The sequence below is a fragment of the Paenibacillus sp. NPDC057886 genome (genome assembly GCF_042796655.1).
Classification (GTDB): Bacteria; Bacillota; Bacilli; order Paenibacillales; family Paenibacillaceae; genus Paenibacillus.
Genome location: NZ_JBHVMZ010000003.1, coordinates 376,412 through 394,014 on the forward strand (window position 1 = coordinate 376,412; position 17,603 = coordinate 394,014).

Genomic DNA, 17,603 nt, shown 5'->3' on the forward strand with positions numbered 1-17,603 from the left:
TCCGGCAAAATGACAGACCGACTGATCCGATTAATGCGCATTATAACTCTTGTGCAGGCCAAGCCGGGTATTCTGGCCCGTGAGCTTGCCGAGCGGTGCGAGACAACGGAAAGGACGATATACCGCGACATGGAGGCCCTCAGTGCAATGCATATCCCTATCGCCAATATGGGACACGGGAGAGGATACATGTTTATCAGCCATTTTGCCATGTATCCGCTGAATTGGTCTGATGAAGAAGCTCAAGCCTTTATGCACCTGGCAGAAGTCATGCATAATATTCGTCCGTTGCTGAAGCCTGCTTTTGAGAGCGCGTATGAGAAAGTGGTTGCTTCGAGTCAGAAAAACAAAACAGAGCGAGTGGAATGGTCTGAGCAAATTAGCGGGTTGTTCAAAGTCGGTACATCTGCTTGGCAAAATGAAAGTACCGAAATTTTGAATCATTCACTGGTGACGTTGCTTCAGGCCGGGATTTCCCAGAACACTATTGAAGGAGAATATCTGTTTCAAGGTAAAAAGGGGATTATGCGAATGGATCCCTACTGTCTTATTCCTCGTGAATACCGATTTGATCTATTGGGGTATTGTCACTTGTCAGAGAAACTTAGAATATTTCAAGTGAATCGTTTGCACAGGGTTCGAATTTTGCCACGCACGTTCCGCAAAGATGATTACCTTTTACAATCTCACTTCCGTACGCCACGGGAACTTAGCGGCAGTACGGAGTGGACTGCATTCAAGATCAGATTTTCGCCGCAAGCTGTGGAGCGTGTCATGCAGGAACAGTTTTTTGCACGCCCCATCTTGACGATCGAACCGGAAGGCACGTTGTTGTTTGAGGCCATATTGAGTGATGAGCAAGGGTTTATAACCTGGTTATCTCAATATGGACCCGATGCCGAAATTCTGGAACCTGAGAAATACCGCCTCATGATGAAAGAACGTCTGGAACGTTGGAGGGAGATCTACAACTGAACTTCAGTGCAAATCATGGCTGGTCTGCCTTTGTTCAACATGCAGTCGTATTCAATTATTCTTTGGTTTTAAACAGGTGTGCAAGGTTACCGAAAGGGGAATCCTTCTCGTCATCTTCTGCACTGCTGGAATAGACCACTTTGGATGTGATGCCCTCATCATCTGCGGCGCAATTCGTTTCCAGGTTGAATTGTTCAAATTGATGCATGAATACTTTGGCTGTATTAATGGCATCATCCAAAGCGCGGTGCTGGGTACCATCAAATTCAATACCGCACAGTTCAAGAGCCTGAGCGAGTCCAAGCTGACGAAACTTTCCTTCTTTGCGCACCGTGCGCGACCATTGTTGCTGAAGATCATTGTGGTTGGTGATCCAGGCTACATCGAGCTGATGAGTGCGACAATGAGAGATCAGTTTGGTGCGGTCATCCGGTCCCCAGGAGCACATGTAATAGGTTTCATTTCCCATCCAGGCAATAAATTGATTCAGCGCTTCCGGAAAAAGAGGGGCTGCGTCGATGTCTTTCTGCGTAATACCCGTAAACTGAATCGTATCGGCGGACAGCACCGATTTATTGGATGGACGAACATAAGTGTGGAACGTGTCCGATACGTACAGACCGTTCGCACCTTCCGTTACTTTGACGGCACCAATATCTATAATTTCAGAAGAGTAACGTGTATTGCGACTTACTGTGAATTCAAGATCGTAAATAATATATGGCATAGGACAAACTCCTTTATCAATTAATACATGGTTTCTATTTCTCTATATTACAGGGAACGCACGGCCATGTCAGCCATCGCTCAGCAATTCATTTTAACGTAAAGCTGGCAACAGCGTGGTTGACAATCTCTTGTAAATACACTATGGTGATCAAAATGATAACAGCGATCAACGAGGACACAATTACGTTAGCCAGCTTCATCAGAGAGGAAACCACTTAGTGCAAGGTTTCTGTTGCTGTTTCGTTATTCCTACCTCGCGAGCTGCGGAGGAGAAGGCCCGAACGGCCTGTAACCTTCGCCGGATGGGCCCGTTATGCCCTGAAGGACTGCGTGTTCACGTTTTGCATAGGTTGCAAACGGAGAACCGGTTTTATAGCGAATGCCTTGATGATTTGAAGTCAGGTCAGCCGGCAAAGTGCAGTTAAATAAGGGTGGTACCACGACACATTCGTCCCTTGACGAATGTGTTTTTTTGCTGTTTATAACCTGATTTACAATAACGATCAGAAGGATAAGGGGTGTAACAAGATGCGTCAAAGTGAAATGCTTGTTCCAACATTACGTGAAGCACCAGCAGAGGCAGATGCAGCAGGACATCGTTGGTTATTGCGCTCGGGTATGATTCGCCAACTCGCAGCAGGGATATACAGTTACCTCCCATTGGGGCGTCGTATCTTGCTGAATGTCGAGCGTATCGTTCGGGAAGAAATGGACCGTGCAGGATGTCAGGAAGTACTGCTGCCCATTATGCAGCCGGCTGAGCTATGGGAAGAATCCGGAAGATATACGCAGTATGGCCCTGAGCTTATGCGTCTGAAGGACCGCCATGCAAGAGAATTCGCCCTGGGCCCAACCCATGAAGAAGTTGTGACTGCACTGGCTCGTGACGAGGTGAATTCCTATCGGAAGCTGCCGTTTACACTTTATCAGATTGGAACCAAATTCAGAGATGAACGTCGTCCAAGATTTGGATTGCTGCGTGGACGGGAGTTTATCATGAAGGATGCGTACTCTTTTGCTTCCGATTGGGAAGAGCTGGATCGCACCTATCAGGCGATGAATACCGCATATTCACGCATTTTGGAGCGTTGTGGACTCGAATATATTCGAGTGGAAGCCGATGCAGGCACCATTGGTGGTCAGGGGGAGACCCATGAATTCATGGCACTTGCCGATGTGGGAGAAGATACGATTGTAACCTGCAAGCATTGTGGATATGCCGCAAATCTGGAGAAGGCAGGATATCAGACTTCTGAATCTTCTGCTAATCATTCAGGACCAGCAGATACTTCTGCTGACCTAAATTCGGTTGATAAAGCTGATGTGAAAGCCGAAGGGGATACCTTGGTTCGTATCCAAACGCCAGGAGTACGTACGATCAATGAGTTAAGCGCCTTTGTGGGTGAGGATGCCCAGCATATGATCAAAACATTGCTTTATCAGGCTGATGGTCAACTGGTCGCTGCACTTGTTCGTGGGGATCATGAAGTGAATGATATTGCGCTGAAGCAGGTATTGGGTGCAAAGGAGCTGATTCTGGCTGATGAAACTGCCCTTGCGAGTCATCCGAAATTAACTGTAGGCTTCCTGGGTCCTATTGGACTGGATCTGCCGATTGTAGTAGATGCGGATGTAGCTGCAATGGAACGTGCCATTACAGGAGCGAATGAAGTCGATGTACACTATTCGAATGTAGTTCCGGGTAAAGATTTTGCTTTGGACAAAGTAGATCGAATCCGTTTCGCTGCTGAAGGCGACGGCTGCCCAACCTGTGGAGAATCGCTTGTATTCACAAAAGGAATAGAAGTGGGGCATATCTTCAAACTGGGAACCAAGTACAGTGACGCTATGGGAGCATCCTTCCTGGATCGCAATGGTCGGCAGTGCGCACCTGTAATGGGTTGTTACGGTATCGGTGTGTCTCGTCTGATGGCCGCTATTGCTGAACAATATGCCAGAGAGGATGGCATCCGTTGGCCAGCAGTCATCGCACCTTATCATGTACATCTGATTCCAATGAGCTGGAAGGATGAGCAGCAACGCGAGCTCACGCTGGAACTGGAACAACAACTAGTAGATGCCGGATACAGCGTACTGATCGATGATCGTGATGAACGGCCAGGAGTGAAGTTCAAGGATTCGGAATTGATTGGTTTGCCTGTCCAGATTGTAATTGGTCGAGGTGCGGCAGATGGACAGGTGGAATTTGGATCGCATGTTCTTGCAGCACAAGGTGAATCCAAACGGATCAGTATGACAGCACAAGAGGCTGTAAGTCAGGTGAAGGAACAGCTATAGTCCGGAATTAAAAAACACTCATCCTTATGGAACTATGCTACGTGTCTCTATATAATAGAACGATGTATAATAGGTCCGGATATTATGCGGTAAGAGATGTTTGTGGTTATGTAACGGGTTAAAGCGTTAAAAAGAGGGCTATAGTCATATAAGGATGCAACAATATTTGCGTATTATCATACAAAGTAACTAGAAATTGAAAAATTGTATTCTGTATACAACAGGTTTGTCCATAAGAGCTTCAGACGTGGTGTACCCGTAACGTGTGCATGTGCAAATATGCAAAAGGTGGACGAAAAGCATGTCGATTCAAATGTGAAATATCCGCATGAGAGTGGCAATTATGGGGATTTCTTCTATAGTCCGCGGTTGGAGACAAGCAATAAAGTGATTTCTCAGAGTGCATCCTGGGATTTATTTTTTGCAGCAAAGCTATGTTCAGGTAAACGGGAGTGTCGAACATCGTTAGGTAACCGTTTATTGATGTGATTGATTGGTAAAATAGAAAGGGTGTCCATCAGCCGGTTATGGCTAGGGACACCCTTTCTTTGAATTAAACTATCTGCTCGTCTCTGAACTTAAGAGGCTGCAGGCAGTTTCAATTGTTGACCTGGATAAATCCAGTGTGGATTTTTGATCTTATTCAGCTTTTGCAGAGCTTGCCAAGTTGTACCGTATTGTTTGGAGATGGAATACAGGGAATCTCCGGATTTTACAACATGCACTTTGGCTGGAGCTGGTTTGCTTGGCGTCGGTTTCGTCGGTGTTTCTGGTTTTGGAGTCTCTGGTTTCGGTGTAGTTGGTGCTGGTGTTTCCGTTACCGGTGCTTCCGGTTCAACCGCAGGAGCTTTTGCTTCCTTGATTCGGCCGTCTGTTTTGATTTCTACAGCGCCCAGTTTTTGCATGTATCCGATCAACGCTTCATCCATGGCTCCGTACATGCCTGACGTTGTGTATTTCGTAAACATCGTGTACTCGTCACCACCAACAGCAGTGAAATCATTCGTAGCCATTGTGTACGTTGCTTTCGGATCAAGAGCTTTATCTCCGATCATGACGGAGTGTACACGACTACCTTTTGCAGCGGAAGAATCAATGCTGAATGTCATGCCGGATACTTGTGGGAATCCACCACTTGGTTCCGGATAAGATCCGACACCATTTTCAAGGGCTGCGAGTACATCAGAGCCTTTTACTTCAAGCGTTACAACCTGATTACCAAAAGGAAGTACAGTAATAATATCCCCTTTAGTTACGATACCTTTTTCAATGGAAGAACGAATACCGCCACCGTTTGTGAGTGCGATGTCGGCTTTGCTGATGTCACGGATGGCATCTGCCAGCAGGTCACCCAGGTTAGTTTCACCTGCGCGTACTTGTTCACGTTTGCCATCCAGCAGAATCGCTGTATTGGCTACTTCTTCTTTCAGAATGGGTTCTTGTTCTTTCTGAATGGAGTTCACCAATGCGGCAACTTTCTCATTCGGTTTGATGTTTTTTGCTTCAGTTTCATCAATCAGAGTTGCTTGTTTTTTCGTTACTTTGCCGCCATCAACCCACAGGTCGATCACGCCTACAAAGTTTGTATACTCTCCAGCGCTGGCGATCAATGTTCCGTTATCGGATACAAGTCCATCTTGCAGAACTGTATGGCTGTGACCGTCGATGAATACATCAATGCCAGGCACTTCTTTTACAACTTTAAAGCTAGTATCGGTGCTGGACGCGTCTTGTCCAAGGTGTCCCAATACAACAACAACATCTACTTTGCTGCGAATTTCGTTCACGAGCACTTTGGCTTCCGCAGTTGGGTCTGTAATATCAAGACCTTCCACATTTTTCGGATTCGTTTTGTACATCGTTTCCGGTGTAGTCAGCGCAATGATACCAATCTTCACGCCGTCTACTTCTTTAATGAGGTAAGGATCGAAGAGACGAGTTCCGTCTTTCTTTTTCACATTGGCACTGAGCATGGGGAAGTTCATCATATCCGCAAGTTCGATGAGGCGCTCGGAACCGTAGTTGAATTCGTGGTTACCCGGTACAATCGCCTGATAACCGATTTCGTTCATTACTTTGACAATGCTCTCACCGTTAACGAGTGTAGCAAAGGTTGTACCATGCACTGCATCTCCGGCATCCAGCAAGAGGGTATTTGGGTTTTCGCTACGGTATTTGTCCGCAATTCCAGCAACTTTGGCGAAACCCATCGCAGGTGAGGACTCAACTGCGCGTGCGTGCGTGTCATTCGTATGTAGAATAGTAATGTGCTTACCTGTGCCCGGAGTAGTATCCGTTGCAGCAGCGGCAATGCCTACACTGCCAAACAGCAGACAGAGCGTTAGCACAAGTGAAACATAAGTCTTCCAGATTTTCATATGAATCAGTAACCTCCCAAAAATAATAATCTACCTGAGCGTTTGCACAACTCATGTTGTATTTTACCAGACTATTATTAGGAAATCTCGTGATTCACGTAAAAATAGGTAACCTGAAAGTGACATCTGATTTTCATAGTGGAAGAATGAGAGAGAACTTCATTCAAAAGGAACATACGTTCTTAAAAAGACTAAAAAAAATGCTGCACTTCACGTGGCAGTCCAGTACGTAAACAAAATTTCTCCAGTGATTCATCCGGCTCAGGCATCACCCCTGAAGTTAGAAGCTGTATGGCAAAACGATTGGCCTGTCTTTCCAGCTTGCCTGGGGCAAAATAGGAGTGTTCCTCCAGAAAGAACCGGTTTATGCCTTTGTGCAATCGGTCATGTCCAAGTTCATGGGCACACACGAAACGCTGCCATTCCGGCGGTAAATCATTGTGAATGACGATAAATCTGCGACGGAGCTTTCGGAAATACAGTCCTTTGGTAGACTTGCCCAGATTGGTGAACCGGATCTGTATTCCAATGGCTCTGGCAATGCTGAAAGGGCAGTTTGTCCGGTGTTTTCGAATCAGCTTTGTTACAATGTCATCCATATCATCTCACCTGCTGCTTTATTTTGTTCAGCTTGAAATGCTTCATGGGCGCTTGTCCGGATCGTTCGTTTTTTTGCGTTTGTTCATCTGTTTGGCTTCCCAGAACAGACCTGTCAGGACATCCTTGATTCGTTTCTTATCCTCATCATCCAGCGGGATGCCGTCAAACATCAGATCATCCTCGTCCTCGAGCATCCTTTTGAAGTCTCGACGGTCCTTGTAAGTTGCCCATTCTGGAGCGTCATGGAGTCCACTTGTTGTATTTGCGGCTTCCAGATATCCAGCCTGTTTCATCATATTCGCGTAGGGAACCGAGAGTGCGTCGGAGATTTTGCGGATGGTAGCAGGCTTGGGAACACCGCGAACCCCATTCTCAATGCGTGAAATTTGCGAGTTGCTGATTCCTGCTGCTTCGGCGAGCTGATTGATGCTGTATCCCTGTTGCTCGCGCAGTTGTTTCAGATAAGGACCAAAAGCGTGCTCCACAATTCATGCCACTCCTTTGATTCGTACAAGTGCTTGAATTATAAAGAAGACAGTTGGAAGGGGGAGGTAGATGTGCGTTCTATGCCCGTTCCGGATTCGGATCGTTCTTTTGATCGCTGTTATCCCCGGATTTCCTATTTCATTTTCTAAAGGGAGAAATCCGGGGATAAAGGCGAACGCTTCGCTTCTTCAGAATCGATTCCGTCTCCTTCACTACGTATGCGCGTGACCATACTTCTAGCCCATCGTCCAAAACGGAGTAGCTTCTTTATAAAAATCAAATGACTTATACGAGGATCTTTAATTATCTGTACTATATCGTATATATACCATTAGGTAAAGGGATATGAAATAATTATGCCAAAAGGTAAAGGAAATGAGAGCGAGGGTTTTATTTTATAGTTAAAACGACCCAAAATGAAGGTTTACGTCTATCCCCAGAAAGTGGTATCCTCAAATAGAAATACGAACAATATGCGAACGAAATGTAAAGTTGAGACAAGTTGGATGATGGGGAAAATGGAATATTCCTGCTTCATAGCTGACTTTGGTTGATTCCAAAAGGCAACAGGAAAAACTTGAAAAATGCCGTTACTATTTCAGAGAACTGGATAACTCTAATAAAGATGAGATGAATGCGAGTTTAACTTTTATAGAATGAACTTTAAGTTACGCAAACGAAGAGGACAGAAAAAAGCTGGAGAAGCGAAGCGCTCGCCTAAAAGCTTTCTGCAAGAAAGCTACATCGAAAGCATAGGCCATCACTAGATTTTTACATTAGAAAATATAATCAAAAAAAATCTGGGGATAACAGCGATCGTAAGATTTTTCTGTCATCGGAGTGGAACATGCGAAGCTACTAGACTTTCATTCTGTAACGAATGTTAAAGGAGGAGAATGAATATGGAACTGATGCTGCCCGAATTGGACCGACGCAAAACACAGACTGCTGTTGAAGCTGCGCTGGAAAAATACCGGATTTATAAAACGATTGCTTTTGAAGAAAGAGAGGTAATGGTGACGGCGAGTTACGCTGAGCGTTTCCATGGTGCAACGAATGTGACCGGGGATTCCACCGCCAGAACGGCAATCTATAATGTGGATGTGCAGCGCGCACGTCAGGCGTACTGCGATACGATTGATTTTGTGGTATCTCGGCTGAGCGAGAAGGAACGTGTACTTGTCAGCGAACGTTATCTGAAGGATGATGATGTATTTGACTATAAAGTGTATAACCATGTGTTTGATCCGCCTGTCAGCAAGGATACGTATACGAAGATTCGGACGCGTGCTTTCTATAAAATGGCGCTGGCTCTGTCGGACCGTGGTCTGATTAATATGGAGCCTTTATCTGCATCTCGCAAAGAGCGACAGAAGCTGGGCTAGATGTGAAGCAAGAAGTTCATCCTTTTATATCCTTCGACGATTGTATACAATAATTGAAAACAACACTAAGGATCAGTCAAAGGAGAGGAATCCGCATGACGGAACAAGCCGGAATGCAGGAGATGTATACACTGAAGACGATCGCGGAAACGCTCAACACATCCAACGACCTGAATCTGATGCTGGATACGGTACTCGGCAAACTGATGGAACTGACGGGATTGACGACGGGCTGGGTGTTCCTGATCAATACTCAGGGAGAGTACTCTTGTATTGCTGATTACAGTCTGCCTCCTGCTCTGCTGCATCATGACAAGGAGCCGATGCGCTGCGGGTCTTGCTGGTGCGTGAATCGATTCCGGGACGGGAGATTGGATAATGCCGTCAATATTATTAATTGCAAACGTCTGGAGGATGCCGTCGATCATCAATGGGGAGATACCCATGACATCACCCATCATGCAACGGTTCCGCTCCGCTCGGGGGAGAAGATGCTGGGACTGCTGAATGTTGCTGCGCCAGGGAAAGAGCATTTTAGTGATAGTGAGCTGGCGCTTTTGCAGGCTGTAGCTTATCAGATAGGCAGTGCAATGGAGCGGATGCGATTATATAGCGCAGAGCAAAGGCGAGCGGATCTGTATGTCAGGCTGGGAGAGTTCAGCCGTTCGCTGGGCGTGGCGGTCAACGATTGCAACAGTGGAGATGATATGGCTAAGACGGTTGTAAAGCTGCTCCGGCATCATTACGACTGGCCTTTTGCCGCGCTGTTATCACAGAAGAACGGAAGCTTTATGGTACAGGCGGCTCATTCTCATGGCAAGTCCGAGATGATGACACAATCCCGACTCTCGCCAGAGGTGGATACTCGTATGCTCCGTGTAATTGATTCTCATCGGGCTATGGTATTGTCAGCAAAGGAGATCCAAGACGTTTCGACAATGTGCAATACCCGGCTCCCTATGTCTGTTTTGGCTTCGGGCTTGGCTGCTTCCATCCCATTAAGTTCTCCTGGCGAAACGGCAGTACTGGTGGTTGGATTGGGCTCGGCCAATGGCTTCCTTCAGGCAGATCGTGAGGTTTTCGATGCACTCGCTGAACATATTACAGCCTCGTGGGAAAGTCTGAGGCTGGTATACAAACGCCGGGAATTAACCCGACTGGAGGAACGAAACCGACTGGCTCGAGATTTGCATGATTCGGTAAATCAAATTTTGTTCTCCCTGTCCCTGACAGCGAAAGGTGCGGAGAGCATGTTATCCGGATCACTACAGCTGCATCCGGCCGCGGAAGCGATGAAGGATATACGTTCCTTGTCGCAGGAAGCATTGAAGGAAATGCGTGCCTTGATTATGCAGCTTCGTCCGGCGGGTTTGGAGTCTGGTCTGCTTAGTGCATTGCAGGAATATGGTACAGGACAGGGATTGCAGGTCGTTGTACATCGGACAGGTATGCGCTCTTTGCCTCAAAGTATCGAGGAAGGATTATGGCGTATTGGACAGGAAGCGCTGAATAATGTACGTAAACATGCGGGAGTCCCTTCCGCTGAGATAGCTCTCCAGCTAAGCGACCAGGAAGCGGTATTAACCGTTACAGATCGTGGGAAAGGTGGAGCCAAAAGGCGTGAGGCTTTACCTGCCAGTTCACTTGGTCTGTCCATCATGAGGGAGCGGGCCCAGTCGCTGGGCGGCAGACTTGAACTTGTGAGTTCATCCCGTAAGGGAACATCGGTAACGGTAGTCATTCCACTTCCGTCCGAATCTGTATAAAATCAGGGGGAAGCAGACATGCCGATTACGATTTTACTCGCTGACGATCATGCAATGGTGAGGCGAGGGTTGCACGTTTTTTTGTCCACACAGCCAGATATGGAGGTCGTCGGAGAAGCGTCGAACGGACAGGAAGCACTGGAACAAGCAGAACAACTGCATCCGGATGTGGTGTTAATGGATCTGCATATGCCAGTGCTTGACGGGATCGAGACGGCGAGAAGGCTTCGTTCGATCTTGCCTGGAATTCGTATCATCGTACTTACGTCCTTTTCGGATCAGGATCATGTAGTACCAGCCGTACGCGCTGGAGTGAAGGGATATCTGCTGAAAGATATTGAGCCAGAGGATCTTGCCGTTGCCATCCGCAATGTGCATGCAGGTCAGGTAGAACTTCATCCAGCGGCAGCAGGACAATTAATGCATGTGATGGCTTCGTCTGAACTGTCGATGAATGAAGGGCGTGCCAATCCTCATACCTCTACTCGGCTTCCAGAGCAAGAGCGGGTTGGGCTGGCACAAGAAACTTCTCAGGGACCGGACATGCTCACCCGTCGGGAACGAGAGGTTCTGGGGCTGATCGCACAAGGATTGAGTAATAAAGAGATTGCCATAAAACTAATCATTACCGAGAAAACGGTGAAAACGCATGTCAGTCATCTCCTGGACAAATTGGGACTGGCGGACCGCACGCAAGCTGCGCTTCATGCTGTAAGAAATGGTTGGGTCGTCTGATCCATCTTCCGATATTCTCAGACTAAAGTCGTAGAAACTCAACCCAAAGGTTGAGTTTTTTTGTGCTGCAAGTTAAGTCTATCTGCCGACGATTCCGAGGTGGAAGCAAGGTAAGATGAGGGTAGAGAAAGTTGAAACGAAGAGATGAAATGTTTATATAAAATCGAAGGAGAGTGACATAGATGAATATCATCATTTTGGCAGGCAGTAATCGGAAAAATGCAACCAGTACACGTTTAGGGGAATATGCCGTGGAGGTAATCAGCGGTCAGGGGCATGAAGCCAGCTTGTTCGATTTATATCAGACACCGCTCCCATTCTATGCACCGGATGAAAAACAGAGCGATGATCAGAACCTCGCCGACCTGAACACACGTATGCTCGCAGCAGATGCCATTATTCTATCTACACCAGAGTATCACGGCAGCATCAGCGGTGTACTCAAAAATGCATTGGATCACCTGAGCCAGGCTCATTTCAGTGGTAAACCGGTATTGTCCATCAGCTCAGCAGGAGGTGCGGTGGGAGTAAGTTCGCTTTTGCAGCTGCAGGCGATCATTCGCAATTTGCACGGGATTAACGCGCAGGAGTGGATTTCCATTGGTGGTGCGCAGCGGAGACGGTTTGAAGCAACGTTTGACGGATACGAAGAATTTGAAGGCAGTCAGGACATTGAAGACCGAATCAAACGCGTGCTTGGTTCATTTTTGCACCTTTCCGAGACGTTGACTTCAGTACGGAAACCATCTGCAAGTTAAGAGAGGGAAGTAGTGTAACTGGATGCTAACCATAGATAAAGAGAGAGAAAAGAGGTTTTCATCATGATTAAAGGCATATTTGAGACGCATCTGAACGTAACGGATCTGGAGAGATCCCATCATTTTTATGAACAGATCGTTGGATTGCAGCACGCTTATGGGCAGAAGGAACGTGGGAACTCCTTTTACTGGATTGGCGGTGAAGGCAACGCGATGCTCGGATTGTGGCAAAAGGACCCTTCCGAGGTGCAGCGACAGCATTTTGCTTTTCAGGTATCATTGGAGGATATGAAGCAAGCTGTCACTTATCTGGAGGATAAAGGGATCAAGACGCATAACTTTCTGGATGATGATATTGGCGAGTTGTATGTATTTGGTTGGATGCCAGCTGTGTCCGTGTATTTTACCGATCCCGATGGTCATTCCCTGGAATTCATATCGATGCTCCCGGATGAAGCGAAGCCGGAACTCGGCATGGTGCCTTGGAGTGAGTGGGAGAAGATGCACGGTCGGGTGAAGGGGGACACAGCATGATTTTTGAAGAAGTCCAATTATATACAGCACGATTGGAAGACATCAAGCACTTTTATATCAACACTCTGGGGTTGAACATGGCGGAAGAGTCCGATCATTCCTTCACGCTGCAGATTGGTTTAACGAAAATGATATTCATGCGAAGTGAAGCAGATCAGAATCCGTTTTACCACTTCGCCTGGATGATTCCAGCAAATCGTTTTCAGGAGGCCAAAGCATGGGCAGCGGCACGTGTCCGTCTAAGCAGGCATGAAGGTGATGATGAGACTTATTCAACCAGTTGGAACTCGAATTCGCTTTATTTCGAAGATCCTGTCGGTAACATTCTGGAGCTGATTGCTCATCATACCGTTCATAACGGGAGTGATCGCCCCTTTTCGGAGAAGGATCTGCTGCAGGTGTGTGAGGTGGGACTTGTCACGGAAGATGTGCTTTCTGCGGTAGATGAACTTGAGCAGATGGGATTGAAACGATGGAGGACGATTAGCGATACCTTTGCCCCTATAGGGGATGTGAACGGTTTGTTTATTGTGGTGAAGAAGGAGGGAACCTGGTTCTTTTCCGAGCAAAAAGCAAACATATATCCGCTGGAAGTGTCCATTCGTGATGTTGGCAGACTTCGGATCGGCTAAAATGCGCGGAACAGCAGGCAAAACGGTCATATGTGCACCATTTGAATCATCTTATAGAAGTAAACGCTTTAAAAAGAGTGTTTTGCTAAAAAACTGTTGCTGGTCGTGTGTGTATCAGGGTTCGCATCGATGAAGGGTGGTGGCATGTTGGATCGACGTTTGTTGGAAGAAGGGCTGGCCATAATTGTGTCCAGTCGGGAGCGTACAGGAGATTTGTGGCACGCCCATTATGGGGCGGGAGCTATTGCGGCTTATTTTTGGGTGAGGGAAAATCGTCTCACTGCCCTTGCGGCGGGCAGTGTTACGGCTGAGGCGAAAGCCATGCTTCGCCAGCACGGATTGAACGATGGCTTGAACTCCCTGAAGGGAGAGGTTTTGCCCAGAGAAGAGGCCGAAGCGCGTATTACGGCAGCGCTGGATCGAACCATCGGAGAGCTGCACTGGGTTGGCCATCAGGCCATCTATGGTGCCCTCAGTCTGAAAGCCATTCGGGAACTGGATGGTTGGGGTACGGAGCATGACATGAATCAGATGGTTGAGCTTATTGATTCTTTTGAGCGAACCATTCCAGGTAGATCCTGGGTAAACACGACTGTGAAAGAAATTCGCAGCTTGAAGTTAAATGAGGCAGACGGATTCCCTGATATAGAACGACCGGAACAATTGTCCCGGTTGATTCTGGATGAGCTTGGCGCATTCCGTACCATCTATCAGGCAGAAGCACATCATGATCTGATCGGCCACATGCTAACCTACGGGCACGCGCTTAACATATTATATGAACTGGATTATCCTGCTTTGTTCCACAAAGGCATTCCACCTTTTCTAACGATGGTCAAGGCGCTGCGACTGAGCCGGGATGTGGATGTTGAACAGGAGATGCCAACGCTGCAATCTCCAGTCGATCGACTGCCATTGATTCGTGCAGAACGCTCTGTTGCACTTCCACATGAACTGGAATATTGGCTCACGGACAGACGTTCCCGCGATTGGCATGGAGGTCATGTGTTCAAATTTCCATTTAGCTTCTACCATCATGCCAGAAACGGAAATTCGGTTCCGGAAAGCTGGGAAAACTTCCGCTATATTATCGCGTGAGAAAAAATACTTTTAAGAGAGCACAGCCTGAGAAGGCTGTGCTCCTTTTTTATTATTTTAAAGGAGCCAAATTTCAAGGATAAACAGGATCAGAATGACTGTGGACGCCAGCATGTATGGTGATTTTCGTATGGGCTGACGCGCTGTCCATATTCCCCAGGAACTCATAAGTGCAATACTCCCCCAGAACAGCCACAAGGGAATGCCTTCGGGCGTAAATGGAAAGGACAGCGAGGGCAGCCCTGTGTTGCCAGCCCCAAGAAGAACAGTGGTCATATAGACGAGTACAAGGAAAAGTAACTCGAAAAGCAGAGTTTGCAGCCAGAAATAATAGATGTGGAGCACTCGAAGCAGAATGACTGTGACCAGAATAAACAGGATACCAACGGATGAGAATGTTGCAGCGGTCCATCCAATGAGTGATGAAGTTACAACATCTGTTTCCTGATAAAAGGTGTACATTATCAAAGCATACATAATGGGGCCAGCCATATAACTGATAATAGTGATCCACAGATAGAACCAGAGCTTTTTTTTCATGATCGTATCCATCCTTTATTGTAGATAGGGTTAGAAAGGCTGCTTATATCATATAAACAGCATCAGGAATGTATTTGTTGGGTTATCCGACAGAAGTCTCTGCAAGAAACCGACGTTTAACCGCCGTGAGAGCAACAACAAATAGACGTAATCCATACGGATAACCATCAGCGCGACCGATTTTAACAAGTAAGATGATATTATCGGATCAGTAGCAAGTGACATATCCCGATAAGCACATACGCTAATGTACAGACCGGCCAAGGGGCCGTTTTTTTGTATACGGTGATTGCACCCTTGCTCTGATCGGGTACTAAATAAAGATTGAATATATCTTTATAAGTTGAATTTAACTTTTACACCAAAACGGAGAGTGCAGAACTAATCTGAAGAAGCGTAGTGTTCGCCTTTAGCACCGGATTTTCCCCTTGAACTAGGGGATCAAAAAAATCTGGGGATAAGAGTGATCGGAAGATGGTACTGCAATCGCAGTGACAAGGTGTAACATCTCTAGTTCAACTTATCTAACAGGAGGTTTTAGGAAATGAAAACAGTATTGTATGTTCCACTGGATGATCGTCCAGCGAATCTGGATGACGTCGTTGTACAAGGAAAAGCAGCCGGTATCCATATCATTACACCGCACCTGGATGACATTCAAAATCGTCTGGATTCCGAAAAAACGGTAGAAGGCACCACATTGCTTGGAACGTCTACGCCTACGTATGGGAAACCGTCCAACATTCATGATTTCATTTTGAAAAATGCCGCTAAAGTGGATGGCTTCATCATTTCTTCGGATATGCTGGCTTACGGTGGTCTGATTGGCAGTCGTCAGCTTCGTGAAGATGGAGGTGGCACTTATCCTGATTACGATCATGACACCACCCGTTTGCTCGATGTGATCAAAGCAGTTAAAGGGAAATATCCACGCAAACCGGTGTTTGTGATGGATACCATTATGCGACTCGCTACCACCTCATTTGCAGATGGTCTCGCATTGGATGCCTACAACGAGTCACGTGCACTGATGCAGCGGCCACGCCAGTCCTTTACGGCATTCGAGGATATTGTGAACGGGTACAACCTTTCTCCAGAGTCTACGGAATATGGGGAAACGACGTATTTTAATAAAGAACAGTACTACAACACCAGACAACATAAATTCAAAACGAATCTGTACATTCTGGATAAGCTTGCTCGCAAAGGATATATTGACTTCCTCGCCGTAGGAGTCGACGATGCGAATACGCAAGGCGTTCAGATTAATGAGATCAATTATGTGGAAGCAAGGATCAATGAATGGCTCGGTGGGACGGATGGACAAAATCCGGATCGGGCGATCATCCTTCCAGACGCGGATGGCCTGGGTCACGCTCTGGTGGCACGCATGGCTAACCAATTGCTTCGTGGTGGGAAGAAGGCGCGTTATGCAGTAAAATATTTCGGCCCTCATGGTTCCACGATTATCAATGCCTACGAATATATGAACGTTCACGAGAATGTGGTGCGCCATGTGGATATTGTAGGTGGTGTGGTTGTGGCGGATTCCCCTTACCCGGCACCTGATGTGGCAACGGATACAACTTCCGATGTGGACAATGGAAATGAATTGACGAGTGTTACATCTGTCGATGAAGCTTCTTCGTTTGACATGGCGTCTGAGCTGGATCGCATGACGAACCGTCAGCCAGGAAAACCGGGTAAAAAACCGGTGGACATTGAGATTATTGCCATTACGGCGCTGGATCAGGTGCAGGCGGCTGTGGCGCAATTGACGAGTAATAGTGAGAAGGGTCTTCCTTCGGTGTTGATTGATTTTGTAGGAAAAGGTCCGGCCAACGTCGATGTAGCCGAAGCACTCCTGAACAGTCCGTATACGGGCCGGGTTCTGGGTTACAGTGCATGGAATACGCCGGGGAACAAAATCGGTATGGCTGTGGGTATGGGACAATCCCGTTATGCTCTGATTACAACTGAAACACATGCCCATGCGTTGAGAGATGCCATGAATGCACAGGGGTCATTGTTGTTCAAACGTTTCCTAAAAGATTACTACTATAAAGCAGTAGCGATTGCAGATATCCGCACATATTCCAGAGCGCATGCGCTGTATACCAATGTGGCAACCCTTGCGGATCAGAACATGTTACTCTTCAACTCCGAAGAAGATTACGCTCATCTGCAGACTTTACTCAGGGATCTGATGCAGACCTATACCACGGCACTGGCGAACAAAACAGCTTTTGCTCAAGGGAACGTAGCGATAAAGCAAATGTGTAATGGCGAAGCAGCTTATGCGGAGTATTGCAATGCGCTGCTGGAATATGCGAATCCCGATTTCATCTGGGGACGTGCGTTTGAGATCACGTTGAATCCGAAGGTTACGCTGAAATAGGGTGTTAATGGTATGAGACGCGCTGAGTCGTCTTTTTTCCACCCTTAATCGCACCGAAGTCGTACGAATCACCATCCGCGCTAGGGATGAAAGGGTGTAAGATTGTATTATCGGATCAATAGCAAGGACACACACCGAAAGCACATACGCTAATGTACAGACCGGCCACAAGGGGCCGGTCTTTTTGTTGCGGTGAATGGTGTCCAGCTTTCGCGCCGGTAGATACGCAGAGGCTGAGTTAAAGGGGGAATTCGCTGCTGCAACATTGTCGCTGCACAATGCGTGCAGATA

At 47.0% G+C, this 17,603-nt stretch carries 15 protein-coding genes; 10 read left to right on the top strand and 5 right to left on the bottom strand.

Annotated features, from left to right (window positions below):
- The first annotated feature begins 9 nt into the window (after positions 1-9).
- Positions 10-975, top strand: a complete 966-nt coding sequence (locus ACFVQB_RS12310; RefSeq protein ID WP_379438893.1) for a helix-turn-helix transcriptional regulator — start codon at positions 10-12, stop codon at positions 973-975.
- Between the two features lie 55 nt (positions 976-1,030).
- Here ACFVQB_RS12310 and ACFVQB_RS12315 read toward each other — a convergent pair whose 3' ends face one another.
- Entirely contained in the window at positions 1,031-1,702 is a 672-nt protein-coding gene (locus ACFVQB_RS12315) for a 3'-5' exonuclease (RefSeq protein WP_379438896.1), read from the bottom strand.
- A gap of 530 nt (positions 1,703-2,232) precedes the next feature.
- Here ACFVQB_RS12315 and ACFVQB_RS12320 point away from each other — a divergent pair.
- Complete coding sequence (locus tag ACFVQB_RS12320; protein WP_379438898.1) at positions 2,233-4,002, top strand: proline--tRNA ligase; 1,770 nt, start codon at positions 2,233-2,235, stop codon at positions 4,000-4,002.
- A gap of 578 nt (positions 4,003-4,580) precedes the next feature.
- Here ACFVQB_RS12320 and ACFVQB_RS12325 read toward each other — a convergent pair.
- From ACFVQB_RS12325 to ACFVQB_RS12335, 3 genes are all read right to left on the bottom strand, one after another.
- Entirely contained in the window at positions 4,581-6,380 is a 1,800-nt protein-coding gene (locus ACFVQB_RS12325; protein ID WP_379438901.1) for a 5'-nucleotidase C-terminal domain-containing protein, read from the bottom strand.
- A 191-nt stretch (positions 6,381-6,571) separates the two neighbouring features.
- Positions 6,572-6,979, bottom strand: coding sequence for an ImmA/IrrE family metallo-endopeptidase (locus ACFVQB_RS12330; RefSeq protein ID WP_062323893.1), 408 nt, complete (start codon positions 6,977-6,979; stop codon positions 6,572-6,574).
- A gap of 42 nt (positions 6,980-7,021) precedes the next feature.
- Entirely contained in the window at positions 7,022-7,468 is a 447-nt protein-coding gene (locus tag ACFVQB_RS12335) for a helix-turn-helix domain-containing protein (protein WP_379439728.1), read from the bottom strand.
- Positions 7,469-8,368: 900 nt separating this feature from the next.
- Between ACFVQB_RS12335 and ACFVQB_RS12340 the strand changes: the two genes are divergently transcribed.
- The 7 genes from ACFVQB_RS12340 to ACFVQB_RS12370 all read left to right on the top strand — a co-directional run bounded on the left by ACFVQB_RS12340 (position 8,369) and on the right by ACFVQB_RS12370 (position 14,374).
- Positions 8,369-8,851, top strand: a complete 483-nt coding sequence (locus ACFVQB_RS12340) for an ArpU family phage packaging/lysis transcriptional regulator (RefSeq protein ID WP_053783401.1) — start codon at positions 8,369-8,371, stop codon at positions 8,849-8,851.
- 95 nt (positions 8,852-8,946) lie between these two features.
- Complete coding sequence (locus ACFVQB_RS12345; RefSeq protein ID WP_379438906.1) at positions 8,947-10,617, top strand: GAF domain-containing sensor histidine kinase; 1,671 nt, start codon at positions 8,947-8,949, stop codon at positions 10,615-10,617.
- 18 nt (positions 10,618-10,635) lie between these two features.
- Complete coding sequence (locus ACFVQB_RS12350) at positions 10,636-11,352, top strand: response regulator (RefSeq protein WP_379438909.1); 717 nt, start codon at positions 10,636-10,638, stop codon at positions 11,350-11,352.
- Between the two features lie 182 nt (positions 11,353-11,534).
- Complete coding sequence (locus tag ACFVQB_RS12355) at positions 11,535-12,110, top strand: NADPH-dependent FMN reductase (RefSeq protein ID WP_379438912.1); 576 nt, start codon at positions 11,535-11,537, stop codon at positions 12,108-12,110.
- A gap of 63 nt (positions 12,111-12,173) precedes the next feature.
- Entirely contained in the window at positions 12,174-12,644 is a 471-nt protein-coding gene (locus tag ACFVQB_RS12360; protein ID WP_379438915.1) for a VOC family protein, read from the top strand.
- On the top strand, positions 12,641-13,276 hold the full coding sequence (locus tag ACFVQB_RS12365; RefSeq protein WP_379438918.1) for a VOC family protein: 636 nt from the start codon (positions 12,641-12,643) through the stop codon (positions 13,274-13,276). The genes ACFVQB_RS12360 and ACFVQB_RS12365 overlap by 4 nt, the downstream gene beginning before the upstream one ends.
- A 144-nt stretch (positions 13,277-13,420) precedes the next feature.
- Positions 13,421-14,374, top strand: a complete 954-nt coding sequence (locus ACFVQB_RS12370; RefSeq protein ID WP_379438920.1) for a hypothetical protein — start codon at positions 13,421-13,423, stop codon at positions 14,372-14,374.
- A 57-nt stretch (positions 14,375-14,431) separates the two neighbouring features.
- Here ACFVQB_RS12370 and ACFVQB_RS12375 read toward each other — a convergent pair whose 3' ends face one another.
- Positions 14,432-14,914: a hypothetical protein gene (locus ACFVQB_RS12375; protein ID WP_379438922.1), complete on the bottom strand. Its 483-nt coding sequence runs from the start codon at positions 14,912-14,914 to the stop codon at positions 14,432-14,434.
- Between the two features lie 544 nt (positions 14,915-15,458).
- On the opposite strand from ACFVQB_RS12375, the gene ACFVQB_RS12380 reads away from it, so the two are divergent.
- Positions 15,459-17,312 (top strand): DUF4127 family protein, encoded by a 1,854-nt coding sequence (locus ACFVQB_RS12380; protein ID WP_379438925.1) that lies wholly within the window; start codon positions 15,459-15,461, stop codon positions 17,310-17,312.
- Positions 17,313-17,603: the final 291 nt, after the last annotated feature.

Coding starts and splice junctions, on each gene's coding strand:
- ACFVQB_RS12355 (WP_379438912.1), top strand. CDS start 11,535: ATGAATATCATCATTTTGGCAGGCAGTAATCGGAAAAATGCAACCAGT.
- ACFVQB_RS12345 (WP_379438906.1), top strand. CDS start 8,947: ATGACGGAACAAGCCGGAATGCAGGAGATGTATACACTGAAGACGATC.
- ACFVQB_RS12310 (WP_379438893.1), top strand. CDS start 10: ATGACAGACCGACTGATCCGATTAATGCGCATTATAACTCTTGTGCAG.
- ACFVQB_RS12375 (WP_379438922.1), bottom strand. CDS start 14,914: ATGAAAAAAAAGCTCTGGTTCTATCTGTGGATCACTATTATCAGTTAT.
- ACFVQB_RS12320 (WP_379438898.1), top strand. CDS start 2,233: ATGCGTCAAAGTGAAATGCTTGTTCCAACATTACGTGAAGCACCAGCA.
- ACFVQB_RS12365 (WP_379438918.1), top strand. CDS start 12,641: ATGATTTTTGAAGAAGTCCAATTATATACAGCACGATTGGAAGACATC.
- ACFVQB_RS12315 (WP_379438896.1), bottom strand. CDS start 1,702: ATGCCATATATTATTTACGATCTTGAATTCACAGTAAGTCGCAATACA.
- ACFVQB_RS12340 (WP_053783401.1), top strand. CDS start 8,369: ATGGAACTGATGCTGCCCGAATTGGACCGACGCAAAACACAGACTGCT.
- ACFVQB_RS12360 (WP_379438915.1), top strand. CDS start 12,174: ATGATTAAAGGCATATTTGAGACGCATCTGAACGTAACGGATCTGGAG.
- ACFVQB_RS12380 (WP_379438925.1), top strand. CDS start 15,459: ATGAAAACAGTATTGTATGTTCCACTGGATGATCGTCCAGCGAATCTG.
- ACFVQB_RS12330 (WP_062323893.1), bottom strand. CDS start 6,979: ATGGATGACATTGTAACAAAGCTGATTCGAAAACACCGGACAAACTGC.
- ACFVQB_RS12325 (WP_379438901.1), bottom strand. CDS start 6,380: ATGAAAATCTGGAAGACTTATGTTTCACTTGTGCTAACGCTCTGTCTG.
- ACFVQB_RS12350 (WP_379438909.1), top strand. CDS start 10,636: ATGCCGATTACGATTTTACTCGCTGACGATCATGCAATGGTGAGGCGA.
- ACFVQB_RS12370 (WP_379438920.1), top strand. CDS start 13,421: ATGTTGGATCGACGTTTGTTGGAAGAAGGGCTGGCCATAATTGTGTCC.